The following is a 24,928-nucleotide window of genomic DNA, read 5'->3' as shown; positions in this document are numbered from 1 at the left end:
TGTCGGCGCGCAGGGTTCGGGTAGGTACCCCTGGCACGTCACCGTCGCCGGTTCCGGACCCCGAAGTGACGGAGCCCGGTTGGTCACTGTCCCCCGAAAAGCCCTTCGGCCAGGCATCTCCGCCTCGGTCACGCCTCGATGTCCGGTTGAGAGTTGCCGTGCTGGGGTAGGGGATAGGGAGCATGTGCGAAAAGGAAGTCACCATGCGTGGTTCTTCGCGTTGTGTGTTCTCCTGGTGCTGGTGTGGGCGCCGTCGTTTCTGGTGATCAGCAACATCGATTCCTGGCGACTGTTCATCAACACCCTGACCACGATCGTCACGTTCCTGCTGGTCGCGTTGCTGCAGAACACTCAGTAGCGGGCCGACGACGCCCGGCACAAGCTCAACGCGATCGCCGACGCACTGAGCGACCTGATGGGCGAACTCGCGACCGACAAACCCGCACTGTCCCGGCACCGGGACGAACTGCGTGACGCCGGTCGGACTCGAAGACCACGAAAGCGCCTGAGGCACCATCGGTTGGTGTCACGGCACCGGCTTGCGGGTAACACCTGAACATGTCAGTGGCAATCGGGTTGCGTTCGGCACCACCAAGAAAGGCGCCGGGCACCGAGACGCCAACCGCACGTGTGTGCAAAAGTCCGGGGTGACCGGATTGGTGTCATGGTCGTCCGAGCCCTTGATAGGTCCATCCCGCGCGGCGCCACTGCTGGGGATCGAGGCAATTGCGGCCGTCGACAAGCACCTTGTTGCGCACGACCGCATCCAGGTCGCCCGGTTGCAGTTTGCAGAACTCCGACCACTCGGTGAGCACCAGGACCACATCGGCGCCCTGGCACGCGTCCGAAGCGGTCGGTGCGTATCCCAGCGTCGGGAACAGCACGCGCGAATTGTCCATCGCCTTCGGGTCGTAGACGTTCACGGACGCGCCCTGCAGCTGAATCTGTCCGGCAATGTTCAGCGCGGGCGAATCGCGGACGTCGTCGGAGTCCGGCTTGAATGCTGCACCCAGGACCGCGACCCGCACACCGAGGAGGGAGCCGCAGGTGTGCCGGACAAGTTCGACCGTGCGGGTACGACGTCGCATGTTGATGTTGTCGACCTCGCGGAGGAAGGTGAGTGCCTGGTCGGCGCCGAGTTCGCCGGCCCGGGCCATGAACGCTCTGATGTCCTTCGGCAGGCAGCCGCCGCCGAACCCGATTCCGGCATTGAGGAAGCGGCGCCCGATGCGGGCGTCGTATCCGAGCGCGTCGGCGAGCACGGTGACGTCGGCGCCGGCGGCCTCGCATACCTCGGAGATGGCGTTGATGAACGAGACTTTCGTGGCGAGGAAGGCGTTGGCCGCCGTCTTCACCAACTCGGCGGTGGCCAGATCGGTGACGAGGAAGGGGACGTCCGCGGCCAGCAGCTGCGCGTACACCCCGCGTGCCACTTCTTCTGCGCGGCCGAGTCGGTGGCGGTCGATGCCGAGCACCAGCCGGTTGGGATGCAGGGTGTCCTGGACGGCGAATCCCTCTCGCAGGAACTCCGGGTTCCACGCCACCTCCAGTTCGGCTCCGGCGGGTGAGAGCTCTCGTGCACGGGCGCCGAGCCGCTGGGCGGTCCCGACCGGCACGGTTGATTTGCCGAAGAGCACCGCGGGACCGGTGATCAGGGGCGCGAGGGTGTCGATGACCGTGTCGACGTACACGAGGTCGGCGGCGTACTCACCCTTCTTCTGCGGGGTGCCGACGCAGAGGAAATGCACCGCGGTGAACGCGGCGGCCTGCTCATACGAGGAGGTGAAGCGCAGCCGCCCGGTGGCGACGTTGCGGCGGAGCACGTCCTCGAGTCCGGGTTCGTAGAACGGCACCTCGCCGGCTTCGAGTGTCGCCAGCTTCGCCGGGTCGACGTCGACCCCCAACACGTCGTGCCCGAGTTCGGCCATACAGGCGGCGTGAGTGGCACCGAGGTATCCGGCACCGAACACTGCGATCCTCATCGTTACCTACCGTTCCGCAGGAATGTGCCTCGCCGTTGCGCGGGCTCGGGTGGAGTTCGACGTGACCGGTCCGCCCGACACCCGAGTGCGGCGTGAGCGCGTGACGTCGTGACGCCGTGGTCACTATCGGGGAGAGAGGCCCTTTGGTGGTCTCGCCACAACGACGTCATGCACCGCGTGTGCCCCACCCCGCCGAAGCCAAAACGAGCCGACACCGGCCCGCTGGCATCGCCCTGCCGGCCGGAGACGGGCACGGGCGATCGTACGCGGCGGTCGAACAGGCGGTTTCCCGCCCCCGACTGGCTTGTGTGGTGTTGCCGCACGGTTTCCTCTCGTGCGACTTGGGGTACTAACGTCTGGCGCCCATCAGCCCGGAATCGGGCCCGATTTCATCGAGGGATCTCATGTCGTCCGATGCCATCGTGATCTTGAAGAACGATCACAAAGAAATCCGTAAGTTGTTCCGTGCGTTCCGCAGTGCCGGAGAAGGCGCGAAGAAGGGTGAGGTTGTCGGCAAGATCATCGAGGTGTTGACCGTCCACACCTACATCGAGAATGAAGGAATGTATCCGAAGGTCCGCGACCTGGTTCCCGAATTGGAGGACGATGTGCTCGAGTCCTACGAGGAACACCATGTCGCCGACGTCCTGGTCTCTGAACTGGCGGCGATGTCCCCGGAGGACGAGAGATTTGACGCCAAGACGACCGTGCTGATCGAGAACGTCGAGCACCATATTCAGGAAGAAGAAGACGAGTGGTTCCCGCAGGTGCGTGAGCATCTGGGACGCAAGAAGCTGCAGGAGATCGGTGCCGGATTGCTCGAACTGAAGGAGAAGGCGCCGACCTCACCGGCGCAGCCTTCCGCTCTGAAGAAGGCGGTGGACGCGGTCATCGACTGACGTCGCTGCCCGGCAGCAGCGCGTTACTGAACCACCGAACGGCGTGGGTGTGCCTACGCGGCAGCGTAATTCCGCCCAACTCCGCTGCGGTGGCGGGACGCCACGACGCTGGGACGGTGTTACCGGTCCAGCAGGCGCGCGCTGATATCCGCGCGGGAGAGTGTTCCCGGCCGTCTCGGCTCGTAGACATGGAATCTAAGGAACCAAGAAGGTAGCCGCGGTCGAAGGTAGCCGCGGTCGGCTACACCACTTCGGCTCGACTGCAGATCGTGCATGCCGCTGCGCGAGCAGCGCCACCGCTTCGAACTCATGCTGTCGAAGCGGTGACGCTTTCGCGGCGCAACAGCTCGTCACCACAGATTGAACGCGGCGTATCGAGACGAGCAGGCGCGGCTACCGTTCGCCACGGAGGCGATCCCGGATGCCGCGGATCGGGACAGCGCGTGCATCCGAGGGAGCACCCGTTTGGGCGGATTCCGTTTCGGGCACGCGTCGAGAAGCGGACGGCTTGTGGTCGCACGCTGGGAGAGGTTCCGCACCGTCAGAGGCGACGTTCCGTTCGGGAGTGTAGGTAGGAGTGCTGAACGTGACGACAGCATTTCTTCGGCGAGAGGGTGTGCAGATGATCCGAGTGGCTTCGGCGTCGGATGTGACTGTTCGGTGTCCCTCCGAATTCGACGACGATGACCGTGTCCGGCTTCTGGGCCCGGTGCCGGTCGATGGGCCGACGGTGCCCGGAGGGTGGCGGTCACCGGAGATGCAGGGTCCGTTGTGATTCGTCGGCGCCGACGGGCACTGTCGTGAGCGGGTCGCCGCTGCGTATCGCGCTGCTCGCCTCGTGCCTTTTCCCGATCCGGCAGCCTTTTGCCGGCGGCCTCGAGTCGCATGTGTGGTGGTTGGCGCGTGCCTTGTCTGCGGGCGGGCATCGGGTGACGTTGTTCGCCGGTCCGGGCTCGGATCCGGCGCTCGATTGTGCGCATCTCGAGGTCCGGACACTGGAGATAAGCGCGGCGGCACGGGCGGATTCATCGATGCCGTCGACCCGGTTCATGGCCGAGCATCACGCGTATCTGCAGCTGATGCTCACCCTCGCAGGCCCGTTGGCGGGGGCGTTCGACGTGATCCACAACCACAGCCTGCATTACCTGCCGGTGGCCATGGCGGACACCGTCCCCACCCCGATTCTGTGCACGCTGCACACCCCGCCGACCCCGTGGCTGGAGTCGGCCATCGCGGTCAGCCGCGGGCAGGGTGCCCATTTCGCGGCGGTGAGCGCACACACCGCCGCCGCGTGGGCGCATGTGGTCGGCGATATCGAGGTCATTCCCAACGGGGTCGACCTCGCCGCGTGGCCGGTCGGCGCCGGCAGCGGGCGTCTGATCTGGTTCGGCCGTCTGGTGCCCGAGAAGGGTGCCCACCTCGCGATCGCTGCTGCGCGGCGCGCCGGATACCCTCTGGTGCTGGCCGGCCCGATCAGCGACACGGACTATTTCGTCCGGTCCATCAGCCCCCATCTCGGCTCCGGCATCACGTATCTCGGGCACCTCGAGCAGCCCGCACTGGCCGAGGCGATCGGCGGGTCCGCGGCGGCGCTGGTGACACCGGTATGGGACGAGCCCTACGGCCTGGTCGTCGCCGAAGCACTCGCCTGCGGCACCCCCGTGGTCGCGTTCGCTCGGGGCGGGATCCCGGAGGTGCTGACCGAGGACTGTGGTCGGCTGGTCCCACCCGATGACCTGGATGCCCTGGTGCGAGCGATCCCGGAGACTGTGGGACTGTCCCGTGCGGCGGCGCGCGCCCGGGCCGGGTCACATTGTTCCGACGGTGTCATGGTTGACGCCTACATCGACGTCTACCGGCGACTGTCGCGGGCGCACCGCAACGGGCAGTCGTCCCGATATCCCAGCTCCACCGTGTGATCGGCATCCGCACCCGCGGGCACGGGCGCCCAGCGACGCCAGCGCCTCTGGACAGCGGTGTTCGACCGCCGAGGGCTGCGGGCACAAGCGAACGGTACGTCCCTCCGTTGGGTTGATGCGAGGACGAAGTCGTTGTCTCGCTGCGGGACCGCGTGTAAGAGGAGATGAGGCGTGTTGGCGGTCACGAAGCCATCAGGTTCCACGGCGATCCGGAACTCCGCCATAGGGTTCACTGTAGAGGACCATGCCCGCGTCGACTGGCGATTGTGGTGCTCGCTGCTCCTAGATGGTCTCGGCCCCGTGAACGAGGTGGGCACCGCCGTCGAAGCGACGCACGGAAACGACCGTACTTGCTGGGTGGGAATCCGGCGGAGGTGGTTCGCGATCGGAGGTGCCTGACTCCGTCCGCGCCGGCGAAGGGATTATGTGGCGCCCAGTAAGTCTGCGCTTCCACTGAGGTTGGCGTTCGTCGGTCCGGGAACCCGTGGTTATTGTGCTCGCCGCCGAGGGCCGTAGAGGTCGACACGACACTGCGCACGTATGTCAGGCCCACACGGGGGAGGACAGGGTGGAGGGTCGCTGTGTTGTGGTCAGAGGGTGATGGTGGTGCCGCGGTCAACGTGGATCATCCGCCCGCTCAATCCGCGTCGGTCAAGTTCGCGGGCGAAGTCGGACAGTGGTGAGGCGAACACGGTGTAGTCGTCGTAGTGGACGGGAATGACCCGGGGCAGGTCCATGAGTTCGACGGCGTCGGCACCGCGGCGACCGTCCATGGTCACGGTGAGACCGAACGGCAGCGCGGGCCCGGCGGGTAAGCGGGTGCCGCCGAGGTGCAGCACACCGGTGTCGATGTCGGGGAAGCGTTGCGGAATGGCGGTGAGGTCGTCGACGACGAGGGTGTCGCCGGAGAGGTAAAGGCGACGTTCCGCAGCTCCTGTTTCAGGTCCGAACTCGAGCATCGTCCCCATCACCGGGGGAAGCAGCCGCCGCGTCCAACCGGGTGCGTGCCGGCCGGGCAGGGAGGTAATCGTCAGTCGAGTACCACTTTTCAGGATCTCGTGGGTCGACCAGGTGTAGAGGCCGTGGGCGCGACCGAATCCGCGTTTGACGAGTTTCTTCGCGGCGTGTGGGGTGGTGGCCACCGGGATGTCGTGGTCGAGGTTGTGCTGTGCGGTGCGATCCCAGTGGTCACCGTGCAGGTGGGACAAGACGATCACGTCGATCGGCGGTAGTTCGTCGATGCGTATCGCGGGTTCGCGCAGGCGCCGGGAGACGAGTCCGTATCCGAGGTAGGCGCGTTGTCCTTGGTGGAGGAAGTTCGGATCGGTCAGGACGGTGATCTCGCCATGCCGGATGAGGGCGGTGGCGTTGCCGATGAAGGTGAAGGTTGTGTCCATCGGGCCTCCCGGGAGCAGGGAACAGGTTGGGGTGGGGTGTGGTCCGAGTACCCGAACGCCGACGGCCGACACGAACACCACCGAAGGGGTGCAGCTCTGGTCCCTGCCCCGCGGTCGGCCGGTGCGGGTCTGCCCGCTGTGCCGGTGTTTTCGTGTGCTGGTCGGAGGGTGCGGTGACCTGCAACGATGTCCTGCAACGATGTCCTGCAACGATGTCGTCGGCGAGGTCGGTGATGGCGCGGTTGTCGACGTAGGCCGCGGCGCGTAAGCGTAGGAGTGCCTCCGCGGCGGGGGTGTCGAGACGGTGGGCGGTCAGGCGGGCGGCGACGGAGATGTTGCTATGGCGGAACAGGTGGTGGTCATCGCGCCAGGGGGTCGCGGTGCGGGTGTGGAGATTGGTGACCAGGGTCGGTGCGCGGGCGGCGGCGTAGCGCTGCGCGGATCGGTACTTGGCGTGGGTGAGGTCGGGGGTGGGTGCGGTCGAGTTCGAAGACTCCGACCGGCCCGTCCTGGCGGGTGGACAGGGGCAGGCGTAGATGACGCGGACACCGAGGGTGGAGACTTTCGGTGACGAAGATCGGCCACCGGGTAGCCGCGGTGGGTTCGGTGAGGCCGTCGATCAGGTGTGGTGCCTGGAATTGGTGTGATTCGAGGCAGGGTCCCTCACCGAGGGTGAGCTGGAGTTCGTCGATTTTCTCGGCGCTCTCTCTCGTCGGTGGCGTAGACGAGGTCGTGGGGGGTCGGGTCCGGGAAGATCATGACCGCGAGGCCGTCGGCGTCGACCGACCGCAGGTAGCGGTCGGTGAGGAAGCGGCTGCGGGGGAGCGCGTCCGCGCAGCGGTCGGCGGAATCCTCGAAGGCGGGATCGGCATTCATCGGTGCCTGCACATGTCATTCATCGGCGCCTGCCTACCTCGGGTTTCGGACCGCGGTCGTGGGGTCGGTCATCGAGGCCGGGCGGGGGGTGTGTGATCGGGTGTGGTGCGGTCGAGGTGGTGTCTGATCTACGCGGTGGACACTGCGGTGGTTAGAGGGCGCGGCGTGGGTGTGGTCATCGGTGGGTCCATTTGGTGGTTCGGGCGGGTGCGGCGAGAAGGTTCCCTATGGTCGATGGTGCCGAGGTTCCGGCGAGCAGGGCGTCGGCGCCTTGTTCGTGGTGCCCGTCACCTGCTCGAACACGATGCGGGTGGTTCAGGACGGGTGTGCTGTCAGGGCGGGTGCGTCGTCGTCGGTGGCGGGCGCGGTCGGTCTCGGACATGCCGCCCCAGATGCCATACGGTTCGGCGGCGGACAAGGCGTGGGTGCGGCATTCGGTCAGCACGGGACAGTCGCGGCAGATCTGTTTGGCGGCGTGTTCGCGGCGGGCACGGACGTTCCCGCGTTCCCAGTCGGGGGAGAAGAACAGGTCGGTATCGGTACCGCGGCACGATGCGAGGTCCTGCCAGTTCCCGTCGGCGTGGATGCGGAGGTGCGGAAGATCAGACACGAGTGGGATGAGTCGCTTTCGAAAAGAGGACATTGGACTATGCAGTCGGGTGTGCCGGGTGCGGGAAAGGGGAGCGGCCGGCGAGTAGATGCACGCTTCGTGCCGGTCCGTCTGATGTGAAGACGCGGGTGGGCTGCCTCCTCGTAGTGAAGGTTGGAAAACTGGTATGCGCAGCGACGTATCCGAGACATGCTGCTCGACAGTCCTATTCGACACGTTTCCGGGTTTCCTCGGCCTCTGGAGAAGGCCGCGGTCAGGCGGTGACGCGACGACGGCGGGGATGACGGCCTATCGGCACCACGTTCGGAAGCGGGATGGCAGTGCCGATGCGCTGATGCCTGTTCTCGACATCGGTGAATGGGAAGGCGTCGTGTCCGGGGGATGCTTCCCTGTCCTCGTCGCCTGCGGAAAGTGCTGGCGTAAGGGCGTGATATCAGGGTAACGACACGCTGGTTGAGGATTCAATGGAGTCGGGGAAGAGTAAGCGGCGTCACATTAACGGGTTCACACTAGGACATGTCTCCTAATAGTTTGAGCCACTCGACGATGCCGGCGAGCAGGAATCCGGCGCGGTAGGTGAGGGCGAGTTTGTCGTAGCGGGTGGCCACCGCACGCCACTGTTTCGCCTTGTTGAAGGCCCGTTCGACCACGTTGCGCCCCTTGTAGGACTCCGGGTCGAAGTTCGGTGGCCGCCCACCCGAGCGGCCCTTGTTCACCCGGTTCGCTGCCTGATCGGTCTTCTCGGGGATTACCGCCTTGATGCCTCTGCTGCGCAGCAGTTCCCGGTTGGCCCGTGATGAGTACGCCTTGTCGGCCCGGACCTCGTCGGGGCGCGTGCGGTGCGCTCCGCCGGCGAGCCGCGGGACGCAGATTCCCTCCAGTACGTGGGCGAACATCGGACTGTCACCGGCTTGGCCGGGGCCGACCAGCACCGACAGTGGGCGCCCGTGACCGTCGCACGCCAGGTGCGCCTTGCTGGTCAACCCGCCCCTCGACCGGCCGATGCCGTGATCGGCAGGCTCGTCACCGAGGTTCGTGTAATTCGGTAGATCCCCCTGTGTGGCGGGCGGCGTTCGCACCGTGCTGATGGACACGGACCACTGTGGAATCGACCGATACCGCCCAGTCCAGGTTCCCGCCGGCGTCGGCCATCGCGACCAGAGCCGTCAGCACCCGATCCCAGGTTCCGTCTCCGGCGTAGCGGCGATGTCGCTTCCACACCGTCTTCCACGGCCCGAAATGCGACGGGAGATCTCGCCAGGGCAACCCGGTCCGCAGTCGATACAGCATCCCCTCGACCACCACACGATTGTTCCGGAACTTCCGCCCCCGGAGCCCGTCGGAACTGGGCAACAGCAGCTCGAGCAACTCCCACTGCTTGTCCGTCAACACCTCAAACCGATCAACAACGTCTGCCACACCGAAGAGTCTGCAGCACAACACCACAAATCATTGGGAGACACACCCTAGTGCGGATTCACGGGCCGCGCCCGTCGCCGCACGGTGTAGATACAGTTGGCTTCGGGTACCCGGAGCCCGAAGCCGGCACGTGGCATCGCGTGGTGTGCGCCCGCAGACTGCGACCGTCGACTCCCGCCGAATGCACCCACGGTCATCAATCCCGTCCCCGTCGTCCATCTACGCCAAGAAGGGTGATCGCAATGACTCAACGTTCGACCGCGACATCGATGACACGTTCCCCTGTCCAAATCGCTGCCGTGGCGGTCGGGGCGGTGTTCCTGCTCGTCGGGATCCTCGGCTTCATACCGGGTATCACCACTGACTACGACATGCTCACCTTCGCCGGCCACCACTCCGGCGCCAAGCTCCTCGGTATTTTCGAGGTCTCGATCCTGCACAATATTGTTCATCTACTGTTCGGGATCGCGGGCCTGGTCATGGCGAGGGCCGCGGCGACGGCGAAAGCGTTCCTCGTCGGCGGTGGGATCATCTACTTGGTGCTGTGGCTATATGGGTTGCTCATCGATATGGACAGCGCCGCCAACTTTGTTCCGGTCAACAACGCCGACAACTGGCTGCACTTCGTGCTCGGTCTCGGAATGATCGCCCTCGGTGTGCTTCTCGGGCGTCGCACTGTCGCCGCCACGGCCCCCGGCACGACCCCGGGAACCGTCCGCTAACGCTTCCTCTTGGGCGGTCTGGGCGATCGTGACAGACTGTCGTGCTGATCGAGAAGGGCGACACCATGTCGACGAGGAAGAGCAGGAGTTGTTCCCCAAGGTCCGAGAAGAACTGGGCCGGAAGCAACTCCAGAAAACTGGGTGCGCGACTGCCGGAACTGAAGGGCAAGGCGCCCACGTCTCCCGCTCAACCGTCGGCACTGAAGAACCGTCGACGCGGTGATCAAATAGCGACGATCGCGTGGAGGGCGGGGAACTGACGAAACTGCTAGGCGGTGCCCGGAGTGCGCTCGTCCGGGCACCCTTTCAGGCGGCCGCCGCGGTCCGGGGCGGTGTTCGGGTCTTCCATCCGCACGGTCTCACCACTGCCGGGCATATCGAATTCGACTCCGCCTGGTGACGCTGCCCGTCCGAACGCCGATCAGTGCGGTCGCGAGGCTGTCCGGGGGAGTGGGAACACCGTCAGGGTTACCGGACGTGCTCGGGCTCGCGCTGAAGGTTCCGCTCGATCCACCCGACACGAGTGGGATCTGCTGCTGGCCAGCGCAGGCACCTCGGCATGGACACGGATGGTTCCTATTCCCGCGATGGGGTGGCGCAGTGCCCGGTACAGCAGCCTGATGCCCTATTTGTCGAGGGGAACCGACACCAGGTGGGTGCTCGCCACACCGATCGGCCCGCATCCGGCAACGACGTCGCTGCACGCGCTTGCGCAGGCGATGACCGAAGCGCCACTGCGGTTCCGGTTGGAGCTGGTATCGGAGTCCGGATCGTTTACTCCGGCCGGCCACGTGATGCTGACGCAGATCCGGGATGCGCCGGACGACGAGCAGCCGAGCTTCGACCCGGTGCTCCACCGGCCGCCGGAGATGGCGCTGCGCCCCGCATGGCTCGCCTGGGTGCGGGCCGGCGCCTACAGCGGGAGTCGGCAGGGTCGAGGCGGCGCAGAAGGTGCGCGCACGCAGGGCGCCGTGGGCTAGTAGCTGCTCTTGAACCGGGTCGTGGCAGGCCAGAGATCGGGAACGGGCCGGTGGGGGCGCCGGCGCACGGCGGGGCGGTCGTTGGCGATGAGCACCGCGATCCAGGGCAGCGGGATCGACGCCATGAGCAGGATCGCCGCACCCCAGGGGTTGCCGGTGACGGCGTAGAGCAGTGCCGCGACCAGGAGCGCGGGTATTCGGATCGTCATCAGCAGGAGGTACCGATGCACGCGGGCACGGTACTGCTCGTCGTAGGAGGCGGTCGCGTCGGTGATCACGATCGGCCGGCAACGGTTGCTGACCGTGACCGTGGGCTCGGCGTAGCCTCCACTCTCGGTGCGGGTCAGCGGGACCGGCGGCAGTTTCATGGATCCGCAGTACCCCGAGTCCGCCCAAACTAATCGTCGCGACATTCCGAGCAATGACGGTTTCGGGTGAGCGCGACCAGGGTAAGAACTGTCCCATTGTCGCGTTACCGCGACGGGAGCCGAGTTGGAGATCTGCCATGACTGCCACGGGAATGCGTGTCCTCACCCCCACCCGGCCGTATCCGCCGCGATACCGGCGCAAGGGTGGGTTCGTCGTCCAGATGATCACCACGACGGATCCGAAGACGCTCGGCCTGATGTATCTGGTGACGGCGTTCGCGTTCTTCCTGGCCGGCGGCCTGATGGCGATGCTGATCCGCGCCGAGTTGGCGGTGCCCGGCCTGCAGTTCCTGTCCAACGAGCAGTACAACCAGTTGTTCACCATGCACGGCACGATCATGCTGCTGCTCTACGCGACGCCGATCGTGTTTGGGTTCGCCAACTACATCCTGCCCCTGCAGATCGGCGCTCCCGATGTGGCGTTTCCGCGGCTGAATGCGTTCTCCTACTGGGCGTTCCTGTTCGGCGGGCTCATCGCCTTCGGTGGGTTCATCACGCCTGGCGGCGCCGCCGACTTCGGGTGGACCGCCTACTCGCCGCTGACTTCGTTCGTGCATTCGCCCGGCATCGGAGCGGACTTGTGGATCCTGGGCCTGGCCCTGTCCGGGCTCGGAACCATCCTCGGCGGGGTCAACATGATCACCACCGTCATCTGCCTGCGCTGCCCGGGGATGACCATGTTCCGGATGCCGATCTTCACCTGGAACATCTTCATCACCAGCATCCTGGTGCTGCTCGCCTTCCCCATCCTCACCGCGGCGCTGATGGGGTTGGCCGCCGACCGGCACCTGGGGTCGCATGTGTTCGACCCGGCGACCGGCGGGACGATCCTGTGGCAGCACCTGTTCTGGTTCTTCGGCCACCCGGAGGTGTACATCATTGCGCTGCCGTTCTTCGGGATCGTCACCGAGATCTTCCCGGTGTTCTCCCGCAAGCCGATCTTCGGGTACACGGGACTGGTGTTCGCGACCCTGGCGATCGGGGCGCTCTCGATCGCGGTGTGGGCGCACCACATGTACGCCACCGGCGCGGTCCTATTGCCGTTCTTCTCGTTCATGACGTTCCTGATCGCCGTCCCGACGGGGGTGAAGTTCTTCAACTGGATCGGCACGATGTGGAAGGGGCAGTTGACGTTCGAGTCGCCGATGTTGTTCTCGGTGGGGTTCATCATCACGTTCCTGTTCGGTGGTCTGTCCGGCGTGATCCTCGCGAGCCCGCCGCTGGACTTCCACGTCACCGACAGCTACTTCGTGATCGCCCACTTCCACTACGTTTTGTTCGGGACGATCGTCTTCGCCACCTACGCGGGCATCTATTTCTGGTTCCCGAAGATGACCGGTCGCATGATGGACGAGCGTTTGGGCAAGTGGCACTTCTGGACCACGTTCATCGGATTCCACGGCACCTTCCTCGTCCAGCACTGGCTGGGTAACGAAGGTATGCCGCGTCGTTACGCCGACTACCTGCCGACGGACGGCTTCACGTTCCTCAACACCTTCTCGACGATCTTCGCCTTCGTCCTCGGCGCCTCGACGCTGCCGTTCCTGTGGAACGTCTTCAAGAGCTACCGGTACGGCGAGGTGGTCACGGTGGACGATCCATGGGGTTACGGCAATTCGCTCGAGTGGGCCACCAGCTGCCCGCCGCCGCGGCACAACTTCACCGAGCTGCCCCGCATCCGCTCCGAGCGCCCCGCGTTCGAGCTGCACTACCCGCACATGGCCGAGCGGATGCGGGTGGAGGCGCACATCGGCAGGGGCGGACACCCGCCGACCGTCGCCGGCACCGCGGACATCGCCCAGCGATCCGAACCGCCGGACGCGCCCACACCCGCCGGGGAGCACCTCGACGACTAAGAGTGTCGGCCGGAAACGAAGATCGTGCCTGAAACTGTCGCAGCGGCCTGGGCACGATCGGCGCACCTCCGCGCCGCAGTCCAATGGCGGATCAGCGGTAAGTGGACGAGTGTTCGCCGTGGCGCAGCGGCGGCAGGTGTCCGACCGTGCCGGCGATCGCAGCCAGGACGCGGCTGGTGCGGCGGGCAGGTCCGGCAAGATAGCCGGGGGCGTGGCGGGCGAGGCGCTCACATCGATCCCGGGTGCGATCGATGCCGGTCAGCGGCAGCGCCGCGACCGCATTGCCCGGTGGCCGCCGCGCGACCACCGGATGCGGGCGAGTCGGGGCGGTACCGCGCACACGATCTCCCAGACCCGCCGGCTCGGCGCAGCGCATCGACACCGAGGTGTTGCTGCAGGCTGCCCTACCGTGATGAATGGCGGTCGGCACCATCGATGATCTCCACTCGTCGCGAGGCACCGCACGGGTATGACTCGATGGGTTCTCCAGTGCATAAGGTCGAGTGCCGTTCGCCTGCAACTATTTCGAAGTCAGTGGGCGGAGTGCGGATGATTCGGACGACACGTGGCGTCTACCGGTGCCGACGGGCTCGAATCACCACGATTTCCTCGCTACGTTGATCAGCTGTGATGACGCCGCGAGACTCCAGCATGCGGCGGCGTGCGGTCAGGACGGGCCCGAAGGCAATCTCGCGGCGAGCCACGATGTCGGCCTGTAACCCCTGCTCTTCGAGCATGACGTGTGTCTTGTCCACCCCGCTCAGTGCCGACTGGGCAACAAGCAGTGTTCCTTCCGGGGCGAGGATGTCGGGTGCCTGCATGCAGATCCGGTCGAGCAGCGCTCGCCCGTCGGTGCCGGCATCCCAGGCCCGCGCCATGCCCGTGCCGGGAAGCCGATCGTCCTCGGCGGGCACATACGGCGGGTTGGAAATCACCAAATCGAAGCGTTCCCCACGGACGGGGGCGGTGAGGTCTCCGCGCAGCACCCGGATCGTGTGCCCGCTCACGCGGGAATTGAGTGTGGCGGTGAGGGCGGCGCGACGGGAAATGTCGATCGCAGTCACGCTGCCGGCACCCAGCTCGGCCGCCCGCACGGCAAGCGCCCCGGTGCCGGTGCAGAGGTCGAGGACGCGCGTATCCGCGTCCAAGGACTGCTCCGCCATCGCGTCGGCAAGTAACCACGTATCGTCCTGTGGGGCATAAACACCCGGGATCCGCAACAACGTCGACCACTCCTCACACCTGCCGATCCGAAATCCCATGAGCACCCGCACCTACTGGTCGAGGGCATCTTCGAGCAGGAACAGGGCATGGGCCGTGGTCGCCTCGACGACCTCGCCGGGATCACCGTCGAAGTGGCGTGGTTCGGTGCGTATCTGACCGCCAGCGAAGACCCCGAACCACACAGTGCCCGGTGATTGTCCGTCCTGAGGCTCCGGTCCACCGACTCCGGTGACCGCTACCGCCAGATCCGCGCCAAGCAGCTCGGCGACCGACGCTGCCATCGTGCGCGCACTGGGTTCGCTGACAACCGGGCCGTCGGGAACCCGCAACAATCCATGTTTCACCGAACTGGCATAGGCGACGATGCTACCTCGGTACCACTCGGACGACGACGGCGCGGCCCCGAGAACGCACGAGATCCGTCCGCCGGTCAGCGATTCCGCGGTGGCCACGGTGAGTTGCCGACCGCGCGCTGTCGCCGAGATCCGCTCGGCGCACTCATCAAGCTGCTCATGCATCTGCACTCCAGTCCTGGTGCAGGGCGCTTCGGCGGCCAAGATGGTGAAGTCCGGAAGCTCCCGCCATACCCGCCGCGACCGCGATCACCAACAACGCCACATTGAGCAACTCTCCTCCACCTTTCTCCCGCGCAACGGCTCTGATGCGCTCTCACGGACTGTAGTGACCCGTCGGATCAGGTCGCAGGACGTCGGCTCGGACGCGCCGAGACCCTGCGCCCGGAACTACGCCGGGGCGGCTCCTGAGGTTCCCCCCGAACGGTGGACAAGGGGGTTACCTGCTTCAGGCGACTGCCGCCCGAAGTGACTTCTCGTAGCTGTCGGGGCTTTGCATTCCCACTGCCGAGTGTCGTCGGACAGTGTTGTAGAAGATGATCCAGCTGTCAACTGCGGCAACGAGATCAGACTTCGTCGCAAAGACGTGCCGATAGTATTCCTCGTGCTTGAAGGTCGACCAGAACGATTCGGAAGGACTGTTGTCCCAGCAGATCCCGGTCGCACCCATCGACCGACGCAACCCGTGCCGGAAACAGGCGGCCGCGGTCAGGTGAGCCGTGTATTCCCCACCCCGGTCCGAGTGCAGGATCGTCTGACGACACCACCCACCGCGCGCAGCCACGGCGCGGTCGATGGCTGTCGTGACCATCTCGGCACCGATGTGATCAGAAATGCTGTATCCCAACACTTTCCGCGAATGGCCGTCCCGGATTGCACACAAGAACATGTTTCCTTCACCGGAGGTGAGATAGGTGACGTCGGTGAGCCAGACGGCATCGAGTCGGCCCTGGTCGAAGTGCCGCTCGATCAGATCCGGCGGGAACGACGCCTGCGGATCGACCACCGTCGTCTTGACCTTGAACGTGCGCGGACTGATGCCCTCCATGCCTATCGAGGCCATGATCTTGGCCACCGTCTTCTTGTTCACCACCTCGCCGTGAGCACGCAACTCGGCCGTGACCCGCGGAGACCCGTAGGTTCCCTTCGAATCCTTGTGGATCTCGACGATCTTGACTTCGAGGTCGGCGCGACGCTGCTGTCTCGGCGTCAGCACCGTGGTAGCTCTGCGTTTGATGTACTGGTAGTAGCCAGATGTGGACACTGTCAGCAGTCGCGCCATCCGCGTGATCGAAAAGCGCTCACCTTCCGGTGCGGCGGTACCGGCGGTCTCCGCAATGTCGTCGGGGCCGGCGTACTTCACCATCAGATCGAACCGGGTCGATTCTTCTGCATCGCAGCAAAGTACGCCGAGGCTTTTACCAGGAAAGCGTTGTCTTTCTCGAGCTCGCCGACCTGCCGTCGCAGTCGCAGCAACTCGGCGCGTTCGGCCGTGTCCAGAGGTTTTTCTCCATGGACCTCGGCGGCAGCGATCCTGCGGCGCTCGACTTTGACCCACTCACCCAACAGGCTCTCGTTCAGGCCCAGCTCCCGGGCCACTTCTGCGATGGTACGGCCGGAATCGATCACACGATGGGCGGCCTCGACCTTGTACTCGGCCGTGAACGACCGACGCTTGCGAGGAGGCATACGGACATCCTTCCAGCGGGACTGGAGTCCCGCTAACTCGGTGTCCACTTTTCGGGGGGAACCTCATCCGCCGGCTACGGGGCTGAACCGGGGAGCCTGGCCGTCACCCGCGTCCGGACGCGGGGGCGGCGTGAATACCGAAATACCCGGCCGCGCCTGGAAACAATCCGGCCCCGCCCGGCCCGGCCCGGTTCGACACACCGGGCCGCCGCACGACCGCCTCAACCGAAAGAGGGACGGGGCTCCCCATGAGGACATCCGCCACACTGGGTCATGCGGGGCTAGAGGAAGAAATGTCACCGACCGCACCAGGCCGGTCACGGCCGGCAAGGTGGCCCACCAGCCAGTGAGCGCCCAACAATCACCGTAGCTGGTGGGCCCTACCGTCCGAACAACGGTGTGTCCGAATCTGTCCGGACGGTAGTGCCCGTAGAGTATCCGCCGACGATTCCGCCGAAACCGCGGGCGCATACCGGACAGACCTGGGTCCCGCGGGCGGTTCAGGGCAAGAACAGGGCGCCCCATTCGGCGCGGGCCGCGCGGGCGGTGGCGGGCTCGGTGGACTCGTTCCCGCTGGCGAGCGCGACCAGGGCCTCGGCGAGGGTGAAGACGGACATTCCGTGGCGGCGGGCCGCGGAGACCAGTTCGTCGAAGGCGTCCGTGGCCGGGATCCGGCGGAGCCCGATGAGCACGCCCTCGGCGGTGTCGAGCGCGCGGGTACGCGATCCGGTACCGCGGGCATCGGGCGTGGTGTGACTGGGCAATCCGACCATCGAGGACACCTCCGTCGACATCTGGGGAATGGCTTCCAGTGCGTCGTGCCCGGCCGGATCCGATCCCAAACATGCCGTGGCCGGATCACCCGGCGGTCCGCGGCGCCGGATCGCGATAGTTTCTTCCGCTGACCAGCGCAGAAGGTGTAGTTTCGACGTCGCCGCGGACGGGTACATGATCCGCGATGGAGGAAGTGTTCACAATGAGCCACGGTGTGGGTGCCGGCGAAACCCCCGACGTCCAGGGATATGTGTTCTCGGTCGCGCGGGCATTGAACGCCGACGCGATCCGCCAATGGGACACGGTCACCTTCGATGCCGTGCTGGTGTTGGCGGAGCAGTTCCGGTACTACAGCGGCCGCCGCACCCTGATCGCGTGGAACCATCACTTCGGATGGTCCCTGGGCATCGAGGGACAGCGCACCGATTGCGTCCTGATCATCGGCGGCCTCGGGATCGGCCGATGCCCGAAACCGGAGGTGATCGCCGACCGGGTCGACGAGCTCGCCGCCGACCTGATGCACCTCGAATGCCGGACCCCGGACAACTTTCCGGTTCCCACTCTCGTCCACCGGTTCGGCACCGCCTCCGCCGCTCACGAGCGACCCTGCCGGTGACGACATCGCCGGTTCACCGGGTGGAGATCGTCGCCGGGTGAGCATGGCGGTCGACTGGGCCACCGTCGACGGTTGGGGAGTGTGGTACCCATCGTCTAGTGCTGTCCACCCGCTGCAGGTCCGGCGTATTCTCGCGAGTGCTCCTCGGCATACCCACTCGAGTCTGGGTTCGAGGACCACACGGCCCCGGCGTAACCCCCCGACGCCGGGGCCACCTCTTTTCTGCGCGGTAACCCCGGATCCCACGCCCACAGCCGGGCACGCCGGCGGTACACATCAACGGCGTCGCGGACGTCGTTGCATAGACACCATCGCCGTCCCGACTTTGCTTCGCCGCTGTCGCCCGTGTTCCTGCCCTGTCAGTGGGGGCCGCCTACGCGTTCCCGCGAAGCGCTGTCCCCCAGACGTGGACGCCGCCCCGGTGACGACCGCCGAGGGCGGCCGGTTCGGGTGGTCTGCGGCTCCGCGCCACCTCGCCGACAGTCTGGTCCTCGACGGTGTCGTCCCGGGGGTGGATGAGAGAGGTGGTGCCGGTGTCGGTGGCGGTAGCTTGTTCGGCGCCCAGTTGCGCGTTGTCCGCCGCGAGGCGGCGGTTGTCGCGTTCGAGTTCGCCGGTGCGAGTCTCGAGGTCGAGGACCCGGCCGATGCCGACGAGGTTGACCCCGGCGGTGATGAGTTCGGCGATGCGCCCCAGTCGGGCCAGGTCGTAATCGCTGTACCGGCGGCTGCCTCCACCGGTGCGACTCGGTGTGATCAGGCCGTAGTCCTCGTACAGGCGCAGCGCCGCGACCCCGAACCCGGACAGCTCTGCGGCTACCGAAATGCCGTACACACCACGCACCGACGGTATTTCGGAGCCGCGCCGCTCGTCTTCTTCGGACATTTCGCTCCGATCGGAATTTTCTCGCACAACCTCTTGTAATCATCTACGACAGGTGATATACCAAACCTACAGCATCTGCTGGAGTTTACCTGGTGGAATGAAGAAGGTTTCAGGAGGTGGACACGATGTTGATGCGGACGGATCCGTTCCGGGATCTCGACCGTCTGACACAGCAGATCCTCGGCACCGCGGCCCGTCCGGCGGTGATGCCGATGGATGCCTGGCGCGAAGAGGACCGGTTCGTGGTGGAGTTCGATCTCCCCGGGGTGAATGCCGACTCGCTGGATCTGGACGTCGAGAAGAACACTCTGACGGTGCGCGCCGAACGGGCCGCGCTGAACGAGAACCAGGAGATGGTCGCCGCCGAACGTCCGCGCGGGGTGTTCAGCCGGCAGTTGTTCCTGGGGGACAATCTCGATGCGGACAAGATCGAGGCGAGCTACGAGGCAGGGGTGCTGCGGTTGACGATCCCGGTCGCGGAGAAGGCCAAGCCTCGCAAGATCGAGATCAGCAGTAACGGTCATTCCGAGCAGAAGGCCGTCAACGCCTGAGGCGAAATCCGGCAACGCTCAACCGGGGTGACACGGCTCGGGAGGGGGTGAACAGAGGATGACATTGGCGAACATGGCCACCGAACTGCAGCCCATCGCTGATGGGGAGCGTACCGAACACGAGGTGGTGCGGCCGTGGCACGAGCTCGAATACGCACTGCTCGTGGCCGATTCGGATCGCATCCTCGCCGACGCACTCACGCCGCGGACCGTGGTCCTGCTCAACCGGGTGGCCACCGCACCGGCCGGTCCGCCGCATCCATCCCCTCCCTCTTCGGAGTGGTGGACGGTGACGGCCCCACCGGCCCCCGACGTCCGGGCCACGCAGCGCTCACCTCCGAGAAGCCAGCGCAACCGGGCCACCGGTCCAGGTGAATGTGCTCCGACCCGTGGACAGTCGAGAAGGGGGTGATCACCCACTCGAGTGCACCAGTCGACGGGTTCGTCCGCTGCCGCCTCCGGTCACCTGTTTCCATCCCGTGCGGCGCGGCGAATCCCGGGCACACCGCCCGCCCGGTACCGCCGATCCACCGAGAACAAAGTGACGGCGCCGACGGCGAATGCGACGATCATGTGGTGTCTGTCGTATTCGACCGGGGCGCACCGCCATTGACTGGCACACACGGCGATTGTCGGCCGTCCCCGGGTGGGGCAGTGCCCGCCCAGCGAGCAACAAAGCAAGGAAAGAAACCGGCGGAAAGCGGGGGGCGGGCCCGTCCCACTCTGGTGGTTCCGGCATCCCGAGCCCGGAACCACCGTCTCGTGTGCATCACACGAAAAGGAACGAGGTAATGGCCACCGGGCGAGATCCGTATCGGGTGCTGGGACTGTCCCCATCGGCGTCCCAGGCCGAGATCGCCAGCGCCTACCGGCGACTGCTGCGCGAGCATCACCCCGATACCCGCACCCACCACCGGCCCGCAGATCCGGCTGCGGATGAGCACCTCCAGCACGTTCTGACTGCCTACGCCCTGCTGCGCGACCCCGAACACCGGGCCGCCCACGACCAGACAGTGACCGGGAGGGAGGCGGCCGGACCCCCGGCGTGGCCACGGCGATCACCTCCCCTTCGCGTCGTCGTGGTCGCCAACCCGCCGCCGCGGCGCCCACCCACCACCGGCTTGTGGGTCGGACCAGCCCGACGGCACCGCTGAGGTGCGCCCTACGCCGCGCGAGGAATCCCGCGGAACCGAAGCACAAGAGAGGCCCTTTCCGTGTGTGACCCAACGATGGTCAGGTACCGACCCGGGCAGATTCCCAATTGCCAGCACGGACTCCAGCTGAGGTGATTCGTCCAGTCGAGACCGGTGCCGGCGTCGCTGAGTAGGACCGCGGGCACCGGCCGCGCTGAGTGTGCTGGAACGTGGTGAACGTTTCGGGTGCCGACCGCGGCGCACACCGGCACCACCGGCCTACCACCACGACTCGCCGCGTTCGGCGTCCGCATCAACGGATCACTCTGCAGCCACCATCATCGCACCGGATCCGGTGCCCGCCCCGCTATGGGGTGTCGTCCTGCCGAACGTTTACCTGTGCCCTCGGTATATGCACCGAGCCTCTCATGCACTTCTGGGGCGTCGCCGTATCTCGTCGCTCCCGTAAGGTGTCGGGTCTGGTTTGGATTGTGTCCGTCGTCTTTTCGGTCGACACTCCGCTTCAGGGGACTCGTCGGACGCTATCCTGCCGCTTGTGGGTGTGCGTCCTGCTGCTCGTGGAGTGGGTGCGGCGGGCGCCGTCCGGACGTTTCGAGAGTGCTACTGTCTCGGCTTCGTCGGAGGGTGTCGGACATGATGCGTTGCCACCACAGGTCCAGCGGGCTGGGATCCGGCCAACGGATGAGGTCATCGTCCGGTGACGGTTCGATACGATCTGCTCCCGAGGTGGGGTGGGGAGACATGGCGCGACTCCTTTCGTCAGGAACACCGAAATCAGCCAAATTCCCGGACAACACGGCAGAAAACGCCGACTGCAATCGCGGCCTCTTCCGTCCTTGGTGGCTGCACATGATCGCCGTTCTCGCATCGCGACGAGTACCCAGAAACTGTGCCGCCCAATCACAATGTGCAGGTGGACGCTGAGCGTACACGCCGCGCCTGACTCCTGTGGCATACCTCCGGGCACGCACGCTGAACGGGCTTCCGGGTGCGTTACGTCAGAGATTGGGTAAAGCTGCGGCGAGGAAGACCAGCCCAGCGGTGATCCCGAAGGCGCCGGCAAGGACGCCGAGGAGCGCTTCGAGAGCCTTGGACTCGTTCCCTTCGACGGCGGGGTGCCGGTGTGCGGCGATTCCGGCCGCGATGGCGCCGGCACCGAGCAGGATGCCGAATCCGAACATCCAGAACATCACGATCGACAGCGAGCCCAGCATGATCGAGAGGTCACTGAGCTGGCCGCCGTGGGGACGCGACAACGTGGTGGTCCGGGATGGGTGTGCTCGCGGCCGCGGGGATCGGGTCGGAACCCGGTCGTGGTGGCAGTCATCGCTTCAGGTCCTCGCAGGGCGTGCGGTGGGGATCGGCTGTGTATGTCCTGCAGTAGGTTCGATCCAGTGGCGAGGGGTGCGCCACTGGACCGAACCGACGTGCGTGGTGGACGGGGTCAGGCTTCGATGAGGGTGCGGTCACCGCACTCCACGGGTGAGCCGGTGCGGGTGATCTCGATGCGCCGCGGCTTCGCTCGTTCGGCGACGGGCAGAATTACGCTGAGGACACCGTTGTCGTAGCTTGCCGAAATGCGGTCGACGTCGATGTTCTCTCCGAGCGACACCTGGCGCCGGTAACGTCCGCTGAATCGCTCCGATGTCAACCACTGCACACCATCGTCTGCCTGGCTTCGATGGGCGGTCAGGGTCAATACCCCGGCGTCGACATCGATGTCGATCGAACCGGGGTCGATACCGGGCAGATCGGCGTGCAGGACGTAGTGGTCGTCGACCTTGTACAGGTCCATCGGCATGAACCGCGGACGACGAGACGATCCGGTTTGAGCGCCCAGCAACGACTGGGTCATCGAGTCGATGTCGGTGAAAGGATCGAAACGCAGCACAGCAACACACCTCCCATGTTCAGTCCAAGGGCCCGCCACCTCGGCGGAGCCGCCATCACTGTGCGAGAGCAATTTAGCACTCGGCCGTGTTGAGTGCCAGACCTGATGGTGGTGTGTCGCATTCCCCCATGCGGTCGCATCATCGCTACTCTCTGGTTAACGGGGTCGGAGGTGCCGCCTCGGCTGGCCGGTTCCCTCAGGCCCAGCCCGGCGCGCGCCGGCCCCTGCAGTATCCGGCCGCTGCCGGCCATCGGCGGCGGATGCGTCGAACCCATGGTGGATCCTCGGGGGGCGTCCTCGCCGACCGTTACGTCGCCGTGGTTCCAATCCTGAACGCCTTCCGGTGACGTGGCCTGTTCTACCGACGGTCGATAACCTGTTGCGCGATCACACTCAATCGGGTGTTCGTCTCCTGGGAGAGTTTCGTGAGCAGTTCGAACGCGCGAATCGCGTCGATGTCGATGTCGAATCGTTCCATCAGCATGCCCTTCGCCTGTCCGATGGCGTCGCGGGAGGCGACCGCTGATCGGAGTTGCTCCTCGGTGCGCGCCGCGGTGAGGGCCAACGCGGCGTGGGTGGCGAGAACTTCACCCGCGGCCTCCTCCTCGGGGCCGAACGCGTTTGGAGAGAACACAAACACGTTGAGTGCCCCCAATTTCCGTCGGCGGTATAAAGCTGAAACGACACCGAACTGAGAATCCCCACCTCAACGGCAATCCCCGGAAACTGCGCCATCGCGGCTCCGCACGAAGATCGTCGCTGCGCACCACGAGGTTGTTCACTGCAGCTGCCCCGCACGGTCCCTGCCCGAGTTGTTGCTGCGCGTGGTCGAGTTTTCGGAGTAGTTCGGAGGTCGGTGCGACGGTCTCGAACTTCTTGCCGCCGGAGATGAGAAGAATGCCCGCGCACGTCTTCGGTGGCATCAGTTCGACCACCGCGGCGGTGACGGCGCGCACCGGGACCGCCACGATCTGCCGCTGAGGGTTTTGCGACCGAACGAAGCACGTCTGTGCGCAACACATGAGGAACGCACCATCCGGGTATCCGCTTGATGTGGAAATCTTCGGGATACTCATTCTGGTCGTTGTCGTCGCCTATGTGCTGTACAAGAAGCGGGGAGCGAAGAGCCATTCAGGGCACGACTGAGACGCCCCGCCGTCCCCCGCAACCGCCGCGGTACTCGCCGAACCCCGAGGAGTAGCTTGAACGCTGCCCACACCAACGGCTCGTTGCGCGCCGGATGCTGGACTCTTCCGATGCAATCGGAAGGGTGCTCGGCCCTGTCATCGGCAACTTCGTCTCCCCGCGTCCGCCAAGAAATGGATTTGCCTGCACCGCACCCAGGTTCGTGCGAGGGTTAGGTCTCGTCGGGGAGGCCGTGGTCGGGGCGGTCGATGTCGCCGCGCCAGGCGCCCGTTTCGGTGCCGCGTGCTTCGATGAATTCCTTGAATTTCGTCATGTCCCCTTTGACCCGGTGGGTCAGGATGCCGAGTTTGTCGGCGACGTTTTCGACGAGGCCGTCCGGGTCGATATCCATCTGGGCGGTGACTCGGGTGTGGGTGTCGTCGAGTCGGTGGAAGGTGATGACCCGGCATGGTCGGGGCCGACATCTGATTTCCACGCCACCCGCTCGTCGGGGTGTTGCTCGGTGATGGTGGCGTTGAATTCGCGTCTCTGCCCGGCTATGTCGAGTACCCAATGGGTGGTGGTGGAATCGATCTGCCGGACTTCCTTCACGCCTTCCATGAACTGGGGAAACGACTCGAACTGGGTCCATTGGTCATAGGCCACACGGATCGGAACGTTGACATCGACTGCTTCGGTGATGGTGCTCATGTCCCGGCGCTTACCCGCCTCCTCAACGTCCTACACGACAGGCCCCCGCCGACCGCGCCGGTCGACGAGCCTGCCGACTCGGAGAACTCACCCGCCCTTTCCTGAGCAATCCCGGGCACCCGCAGATCTCGTTCCGGTTTGGTTGTGGTCAGGTGGTGACGGTTGGGGTGGCAGTGCGATTGTTTGGTCGAGGTGGCCGCCGCGGAGTTCGTTGACGGTGTCGTCGATCCAGTCGCAGATGTAGTCCCGTACAACGGACATATTGTCGACACTGCAATGTTCGACCCCGCCCTCGCGATCGGTGAAGATTCTCAATTCACCTTTCGGGCTGTTGACGAGGTCGTTGTAGAGGTGGTGAGCGTACTCGAGCGGGATCTGCCGATCGTTCGCACTGTGGACGACGAGGAATGGACGGTGACCCGGCCCATGATCCCCCGCAGGTTCACTCGGGTCGCGGTGGCAAGGAAGCGCCGGACGGCAGTAGCCGAGAGGATCCTTACCATGACCACTCAACCCCCAGACCCTGATCCGGCGGATACCCCAGACCTGGAGCCGGGGGGGTCCGGCCTGGATCGACCCCACCCGATTCCGCGCAAACTTCGGGACTGTCCGAGCACGAACCGCGCACCAGTTGGGCGTTTCCACCCACAGGTATTGCGACCATGGTGGTTATCGGTGTGATCGTTGTCGTATTCCTGGCGATCGCGGTCCTACTCGTTCTCGACATTGTCGGAGTCTTCGACTGAGTCGCCCAGGATCGTCAAACAATCCCTCCGAGCAAGCCAACCGATCTCGGTATAGGCGCGGCAGTAATCGACGAGACGGATGGCGCGTGAAGTCGTGGTGATCAGGAAGTGACAAACCACGAG

Annotated in this window: 24 protein-coding genes and 5 pseudogenes; 12 read left to right on the top strand and 17 right to left on the bottom strand. The window is 65.5% G+C overall.

Translation table 11 applies throughout. The annotated features are described in order from the left end of the window. The first annotated feature begins 184 nt into the window (after positions 1-184). A pseudogene (locus ACLIVD_RS37540) lies at positions 185-509 on the top strand (low affinity iron permease family protein). A gap of 153 nt (positions 510-662) precedes the next feature. Here the strand turns inward: ACLIVD_RS37540 and ACLIVD_RS37535 are convergent. Further along, a complete protein-coding gene (locus ACLIVD_RS37535) occupies positions 663-1,982 on the bottom strand; it encodes a UDP-glucose dehydrogenase family protein (protein ID WP_491933081.1) in 1,320 nt (439 codons plus the stop codon). Positions 1,983-2,386: 404 nt separating this feature from the next. Between ACLIVD_RS37535 and ACLIVD_RS37530 the strand changes: the two genes are divergently transcribed. Both ACLIVD_RS37530 and ACLIVD_RS37525 read left to right on the top strand, forming a co-directional pair. After that, positions 2,387-2,881, top strand: a complete 495-nt coding sequence (locus ACLIVD_RS37530) for a hemerythrin domain-containing protein (protein ID WP_491933080.1) — start codon at positions 2,387-2,389, stop codon at positions 2,879-2,881. Between the two features lie 800 nt (positions 2,882-3,681). Beyond that, complete coding sequence (locus ACLIVD_RS37525) at positions 3,682-4,800, top strand: glycosyltransferase (RefSeq protein ID WP_491933079.1); 1,119 nt, start codon at positions 3,682-3,684, stop codon at positions 4,798-4,800. A gap of 590 nt (positions 4,801-5,390) precedes the next feature. Here ACLIVD_RS37525 and ACLIVD_RS37520 read toward each other — a convergent pair. The 4 genes from ACLIVD_RS37520 to ACLIVD_RS37505 form a co-directional block, all read right to left on the bottom strand. After that, complete coding sequence (locus ACLIVD_RS37520; protein ID WP_491933078.1) at positions 5,391-6,197, bottom strand: MBL fold metallo-hydrolase; 807 nt, start codon at positions 6,195-6,197, stop codon at positions 5,391-5,393. Between the two features lie 663 nt (positions 6,198-6,860). After that, complete coding sequence (locus tag ACLIVD_RS37515; protein ID WP_491933077.1) at positions 6,861-7,073, bottom strand: hypothetical protein; 213 nt, start codon at positions 7,071-7,073, stop codon at positions 6,861-6,863. A 175-nt stretch (positions 7,074-7,248) separates the two neighbouring features. Beyond that, the gene (locus ACLIVD_RS37510) at positions 7,249-7,716 is read right to left on the bottom strand and encodes a WhiB family transcriptional regulator (protein WP_491933076.1); all 468 of its coding nucleotides are present in this window, start codon (positions 7,714-7,716) and stop codon (positions 7,249-7,251) included. Between the two features lie 476 nt (positions 7,717-8,192). Further along, a protein-coding gene (locus ACLIVD_RS37505) for an IS5 family transposase (RefSeq protein WP_491933075.1) occupies positions 8,193-9,102 on the bottom strand; the annotation gives its coding sequence in 2 pieces (ribosomal slippage) (positions 8,193-8,726 and positions 8,728-9,102; 909 coding nt in all). 269 nt (positions 9,103-9,371) lie between these two features. Here ACLIVD_RS37505 and ACLIVD_RS37500 point away from each other — a divergent pair. The 3 genes and pseudogenes from ACLIVD_RS37500 (at position 9,372) to ACLIVD_RS37490 (ending at position 10,804) form a co-directional block, all read left to right on the top strand. Next, positions 9,372-9,824, top strand: coding sequence for a DUF4383 domain-containing protein (locus ACLIVD_RS37500; protein ID WP_491933074.1), 453 nt, complete (start codon positions 9,372-9,374; stop codon positions 9,822-9,824). Positions 9,825-9,885: 61 nt separating this feature from the next. Continuing rightward, positions 9,886-10,055 (top strand): annotated as a pseudogene (locus tag ACLIVD_RS37495) (hemerythrin domain-containing protein); the annotation flags it as partial. 338 nt (positions 10,056-10,393) lie between these two features. Further along, positions 10,394-10,804 carry a hypothetical protein gene (locus ACLIVD_RS37490; protein ID WP_491933073.1) on the top strand — a complete coding sequence of 137 codons (411 nt, stop codon included), beginning with the start codon at positions 10,394-10,396 and terminating at the stop codon, positions 10,802-10,804. On the opposite strand, the gene ACLIVD_RS37485 is transcribed toward ACLIVD_RS37490, so the two are convergent. After that, complete coding sequence (locus ACLIVD_RS37485; RefSeq protein ID WP_491933072.1) at positions 10,801-11,172, bottom strand: DUF3099 domain-containing protein; 372 nt, start codon at positions 11,170-11,172, stop codon at positions 10,801-10,803. The two genes, ACLIVD_RS37490 and ACLIVD_RS37485, sit on opposite strands and share 4 nt — an antisense overlap. A gap of 137 nt (positions 11,173-11,309) precedes the next feature. Between ACLIVD_RS37485 and ctaD the strand changes: the two genes are divergently transcribed. Then, positions 11,310-13,088: an aa3-type cytochrome oxidase subunit I gene (ctaD, locus tag ACLIVD_RS37480; RefSeq protein WP_491933071.1), complete on the top strand. Its 1,779-nt coding sequence runs from the start codon at positions 11,310-11,312 to the stop codon at positions 13,086-13,088. A 91-nt stretch (positions 13,089-13,179) separates the two neighbouring features. On the opposite strand, the gene ACLIVD_RS37475 is transcribed toward ctaD, so the two are convergent. From ACLIVD_RS37475 to ACLIVD_RS37450, 6 genes are all read right to left on the bottom strand, one after another. After that, positions 13,180-13,521: a hypothetical protein gene (locus tag ACLIVD_RS37475; RefSeq protein WP_491933070.1), complete on the bottom strand. Its 342-nt coding sequence runs from the start codon at positions 13,519-13,521 to the stop codon at positions 13,180-13,182. Positions 13,522-13,660: 139 nt separating this feature from the next. Next, on the bottom strand, positions 13,661-14,350 hold the full coding sequence (locus tag ACLIVD_RS37470; RefSeq protein ID WP_491933069.1) for a HemK2/MTQ2 family protein methyltransferase: 690 nt from the start codon (positions 14,348-14,350) through the stop codon (positions 13,661-13,663). Between the two features lie 12 nt (positions 14,351-14,362). Then, positions 14,363-14,830, bottom strand: a complete 468-nt coding sequence (locus ACLIVD_RS37465; RefSeq protein ID WP_491933068.1) for a CinA family protein — start codon at positions 14,828-14,830, stop codon at positions 14,363-14,365. Positions 14,831-15,113: 283 nt separating this feature from the next. After that, on the bottom strand, positions 15,114-16,031 hold the full coding sequence (locus ACLIVD_RS37460) for an IS3 family transposase (RefSeq protein ID WP_491933067.1): 918 nt from the start codon (positions 16,029-16,031) through the stop codon (positions 15,114-15,116). Beyond that, on the bottom strand, positions 16,031-16,354 hold the full coding sequence (locus ACLIVD_RS37455; RefSeq protein WP_005563490.1) for an IS3 family transposase: 324 nt from the start codon (positions 16,352-16,354) through the stop codon (positions 16,031-16,033). Before ACLIVD_RS37455 ends, ACLIVD_RS37460 begins: the two co-directional genes overlap by 1 nt. Positions 16,355-16,854: 500 nt before the next feature. After that, positions 16,855-17,127, bottom strand: a complete 273-nt coding sequence (locus tag ACLIVD_RS37450) for an ANTAR domain-containing protein (RefSeq protein ID WP_491933066.1) — start codon at positions 17,125-17,127, stop codon at positions 16,855-16,857. 203 nt (positions 17,128-17,330) lie between these two features. Between ACLIVD_RS37450 and ACLIVD_RS37445 the strand changes: the two genes are divergently transcribed. Further along, positions 17,331-17,744: a DUF6292 family protein gene (locus ACLIVD_RS37445; RefSeq protein WP_491933065.1), complete on the top strand. Its 414-nt coding sequence runs from the start codon at positions 17,331-17,333 to the stop codon at positions 17,742-17,744. 373 nt (positions 17,745-18,117) lie between these two features. On the opposite strand, the gene ACLIVD_RS37440 is transcribed toward ACLIVD_RS37445, so the two are convergent. After that, complete coding sequence (locus ACLIVD_RS37440) at positions 18,118-18,627, bottom strand: MerR family transcriptional regulator (protein ID WP_491933064.1); 510 nt, start codon at positions 18,625-18,627, stop codon at positions 18,118-18,120. A gap of 125 nt (positions 18,628-18,752) precedes the next feature. Here ACLIVD_RS37440 and ACLIVD_RS37435 point away from each other — a divergent pair, with 125 nt between their 5' ends. The 3 genes from ACLIVD_RS37435 to ACLIVD_RS37425 all read left to right on the top strand — a co-directional run bounded on the left by ACLIVD_RS37435 (position 18,753) and on the right by ACLIVD_RS37425 (position 20,332). Continuing rightward, positions 18,753-19,178 (top strand): Hsp20/alpha crystallin family protein, encoded by a 426-nt coding sequence (locus tag ACLIVD_RS37435; protein WP_491933063.1) that lies wholly within the window; start codon positions 18,753-18,755, stop codon positions 19,176-19,178. Between the two features lie 58 nt (positions 19,179-19,236). Next, positions 19,237-19,590: a hypothetical protein gene (locus ACLIVD_RS37430; RefSeq protein WP_491933062.1), complete on the top strand. Its 354-nt coding sequence runs from the start codon at positions 19,237-19,239 to the stop codon at positions 19,588-19,590. 379 nt (positions 19,591-19,969) lie between these two features. Beyond that, on the top strand, positions 19,970-20,332 hold the full coding sequence (locus tag ACLIVD_RS37425) for a J domain-containing protein (RefSeq protein WP_491933061.1): 363 nt from the start codon (positions 19,970-19,972) through the stop codon (positions 20,330-20,332). A 998-nt stretch (positions 20,333-21,330) separates the two neighbouring features. Here the strand turns inward: ACLIVD_RS37425 and ACLIVD_RS37420 are convergent. The 4 genes and pseudogenes from ACLIVD_RS37420 to ACLIVD_RS37405 all read right to left on the bottom strand — a co-directional run bounded on the left by ACLIVD_RS37420 (position 21,331) and on the right by ACLIVD_RS37405 (position 24,059). Further along, positions 21,331-21,588, bottom strand: a complete 258-nt coding sequence (locus tag ACLIVD_RS37420; protein ID WP_491933060.1) for a hypothetical protein — start codon at positions 21,586-21,588, stop codon at positions 21,331-21,333. Between the two features lie 188 nt (positions 21,589-21,776). Next, positions 21,777-22,223: an Hsp20/alpha crystallin family protein gene (locus ACLIVD_RS37415; RefSeq protein ID WP_491933059.1), complete on the bottom strand. Its 447-nt coding sequence runs from the start codon at positions 22,221-22,223 to the stop codon at positions 21,777-21,779. A 358-nt stretch (positions 22,224-22,581) separates the two neighbouring features. After that, positions 22,582-23,245 (bottom strand): annotated as a pseudogene (locus tag ACLIVD_RS37410) (GAF and ANTAR domain-containing protein). 335 nt (positions 23,246-23,580) lie between these two features. After that, positions 23,581-24,059: pseudogene (locus ACLIVD_RS37405) on the bottom strand (SRPBCC family protein). A gap of 501 nt (positions 24,060-24,560) precedes the next feature. Between ACLIVD_RS37405 and ACLIVD_RS37400 the strand changes: the two are divergent. Further along, positions 24,561-24,805 (top strand): annotated as a pseudogene (locus tag ACLIVD_RS37400) (DUF6480 family protein). Positions 24,806-24,928 lie beyond the last annotated feature (123 nt).

It is taken from the genome of Rhodococcus sp. G6(2025) (genome assembly GCF_058628105.1).
Note: the sequence above shows the minus strand (reverse complement) of the source record. Positions and strands in the feature narration are given on the sequence as shown.

Coding starts and splice junctions, on each gene's coding strand:
- ACLIVD_RS37535 (WP_491933081.1), bottom strand. CDS start 1,982: ATGAGGATCGCAGTGTTCGGTGCCGGATACCTCGGTGCCACTCACGCC.
- ACLIVD_RS37530 (WP_491933080.1), top strand. CDS start 2,387: ATGTCGTCCGATGCCATCGTGATCTTGAAGAACGATCACAAAGAAATC.
- ACLIVD_RS37520 (WP_491933078.1), bottom strand. CDS start 6,197: ATGGACACAACCTTCACCTTCATCGGCAACGCCACCGCCCTCATCCGG.
- ACLIVD_RS37515 (WP_491933077.1), bottom strand. CDS start 7,073: ATGAATGCCGATCCCGCCTTCGAGGATTCCGCCGACCGCTGCGCGGAC.
- ACLIVD_RS37510 (WP_491933076.1), bottom strand. CDS start 7,716: ATGTCCTCTTTTCGAAAGCGACTCATCCCACTCGTGTCTGATCTTCCG.
- ACLIVD_RS37500 (WP_491933074.1), top strand. CDS start 9,372: ATGACACGTTCCCCTGTCCAAATCGCTGCCGTGGCGGTCGGGGCGGTG.
- ACLIVD_RS37490 (WP_491933073.1), top strand. CDS start 10,394: ATGGTTCCTATTCCCGCGATGGGGTGGCGCAGTGCCCGGTACAGCAGC.
- ACLIVD_RS37485 (WP_491933072.1), bottom strand. CDS start 11,172: ATGAAACTGCCGCCGGTCCCGCTGACCCGCACCGAGAGTGGAGGCTAC.
- ctaD (WP_491933071.1), top strand. CDS start 11,310: ATGACTGCCACGGGAATGCGTGTCCTCACCCCCACCCGGCCGTATCCG.
- ACLIVD_RS37475 (WP_491933070.1), bottom strand. CDS start 13,521: ATGGTGCCGACCGCCATTCATCACGGTAGGGCAGCCTGCAGCAACACC.
- ACLIVD_RS37470 (WP_491933069.1), bottom strand. CDS start 14,350: ATGGGATTTCGGATCGGCAGGTGTGAGGAGTGGTCGACGTTGTTGCGG.
- ACLIVD_RS37465 (WP_491933068.1), bottom strand. CDS start 14,830: ATGCATGAGCAGCTTGATGAGTGCGCCGAGCGGATCTCGGCGACAGCG.
- ACLIVD_RS37460 (WP_491933067.1), bottom strand. CDS start 16,031: ATGGTGAAGTACGCCGGCCCCGACGACATTGCGGAGACCGCCGGTACC.
- ACLIVD_RS37455 (WP_005563490.1), bottom strand. CDS start 16,354: ATGCCTCCTCGCAAGCGTCGGTCGTTCACGGCCGAGTACAAGGTCGAG.
- ACLIVD_RS37450 (WP_491933066.1), bottom strand. CDS start 17,127: ATGGTCGGATTGCCCAGTCACACCACGCCCGATGCCCGCGGTACCGGA.
- ACLIVD_RS37445 (WP_491933065.1), top strand. CDS start 17,331: ATGAGCCACGGTGTGGGTGCCGGCGAAACCCCCGACGTCCAGGGATAT.
- ACLIVD_RS37440 (WP_491933064.1), bottom strand. CDS start 18,627: ATGTCCGAAGAAGACGAGCGGCGCGGCTCCGAAATACCGTCGGTGCGT.
- ACLIVD_RS37435 (WP_491933063.1), top strand. CDS start 18,753: ATGTTGATGCGGACGGATCCGTTCCGGGATCTCGACCGTCTGACACAG.
- ACLIVD_RS37430 (WP_491933062.1), top strand. CDS start 19,237: ATGACATTGGCGAACATGGCCACCGAACTGCAGCCCATCGCTGATGGG.
- ACLIVD_RS37425 (WP_491933061.1), top strand. CDS start 19,970: ATGGCCACCGGGCGAGATCCGTATCGGGTGCTGGGACTGTCCCCATCG.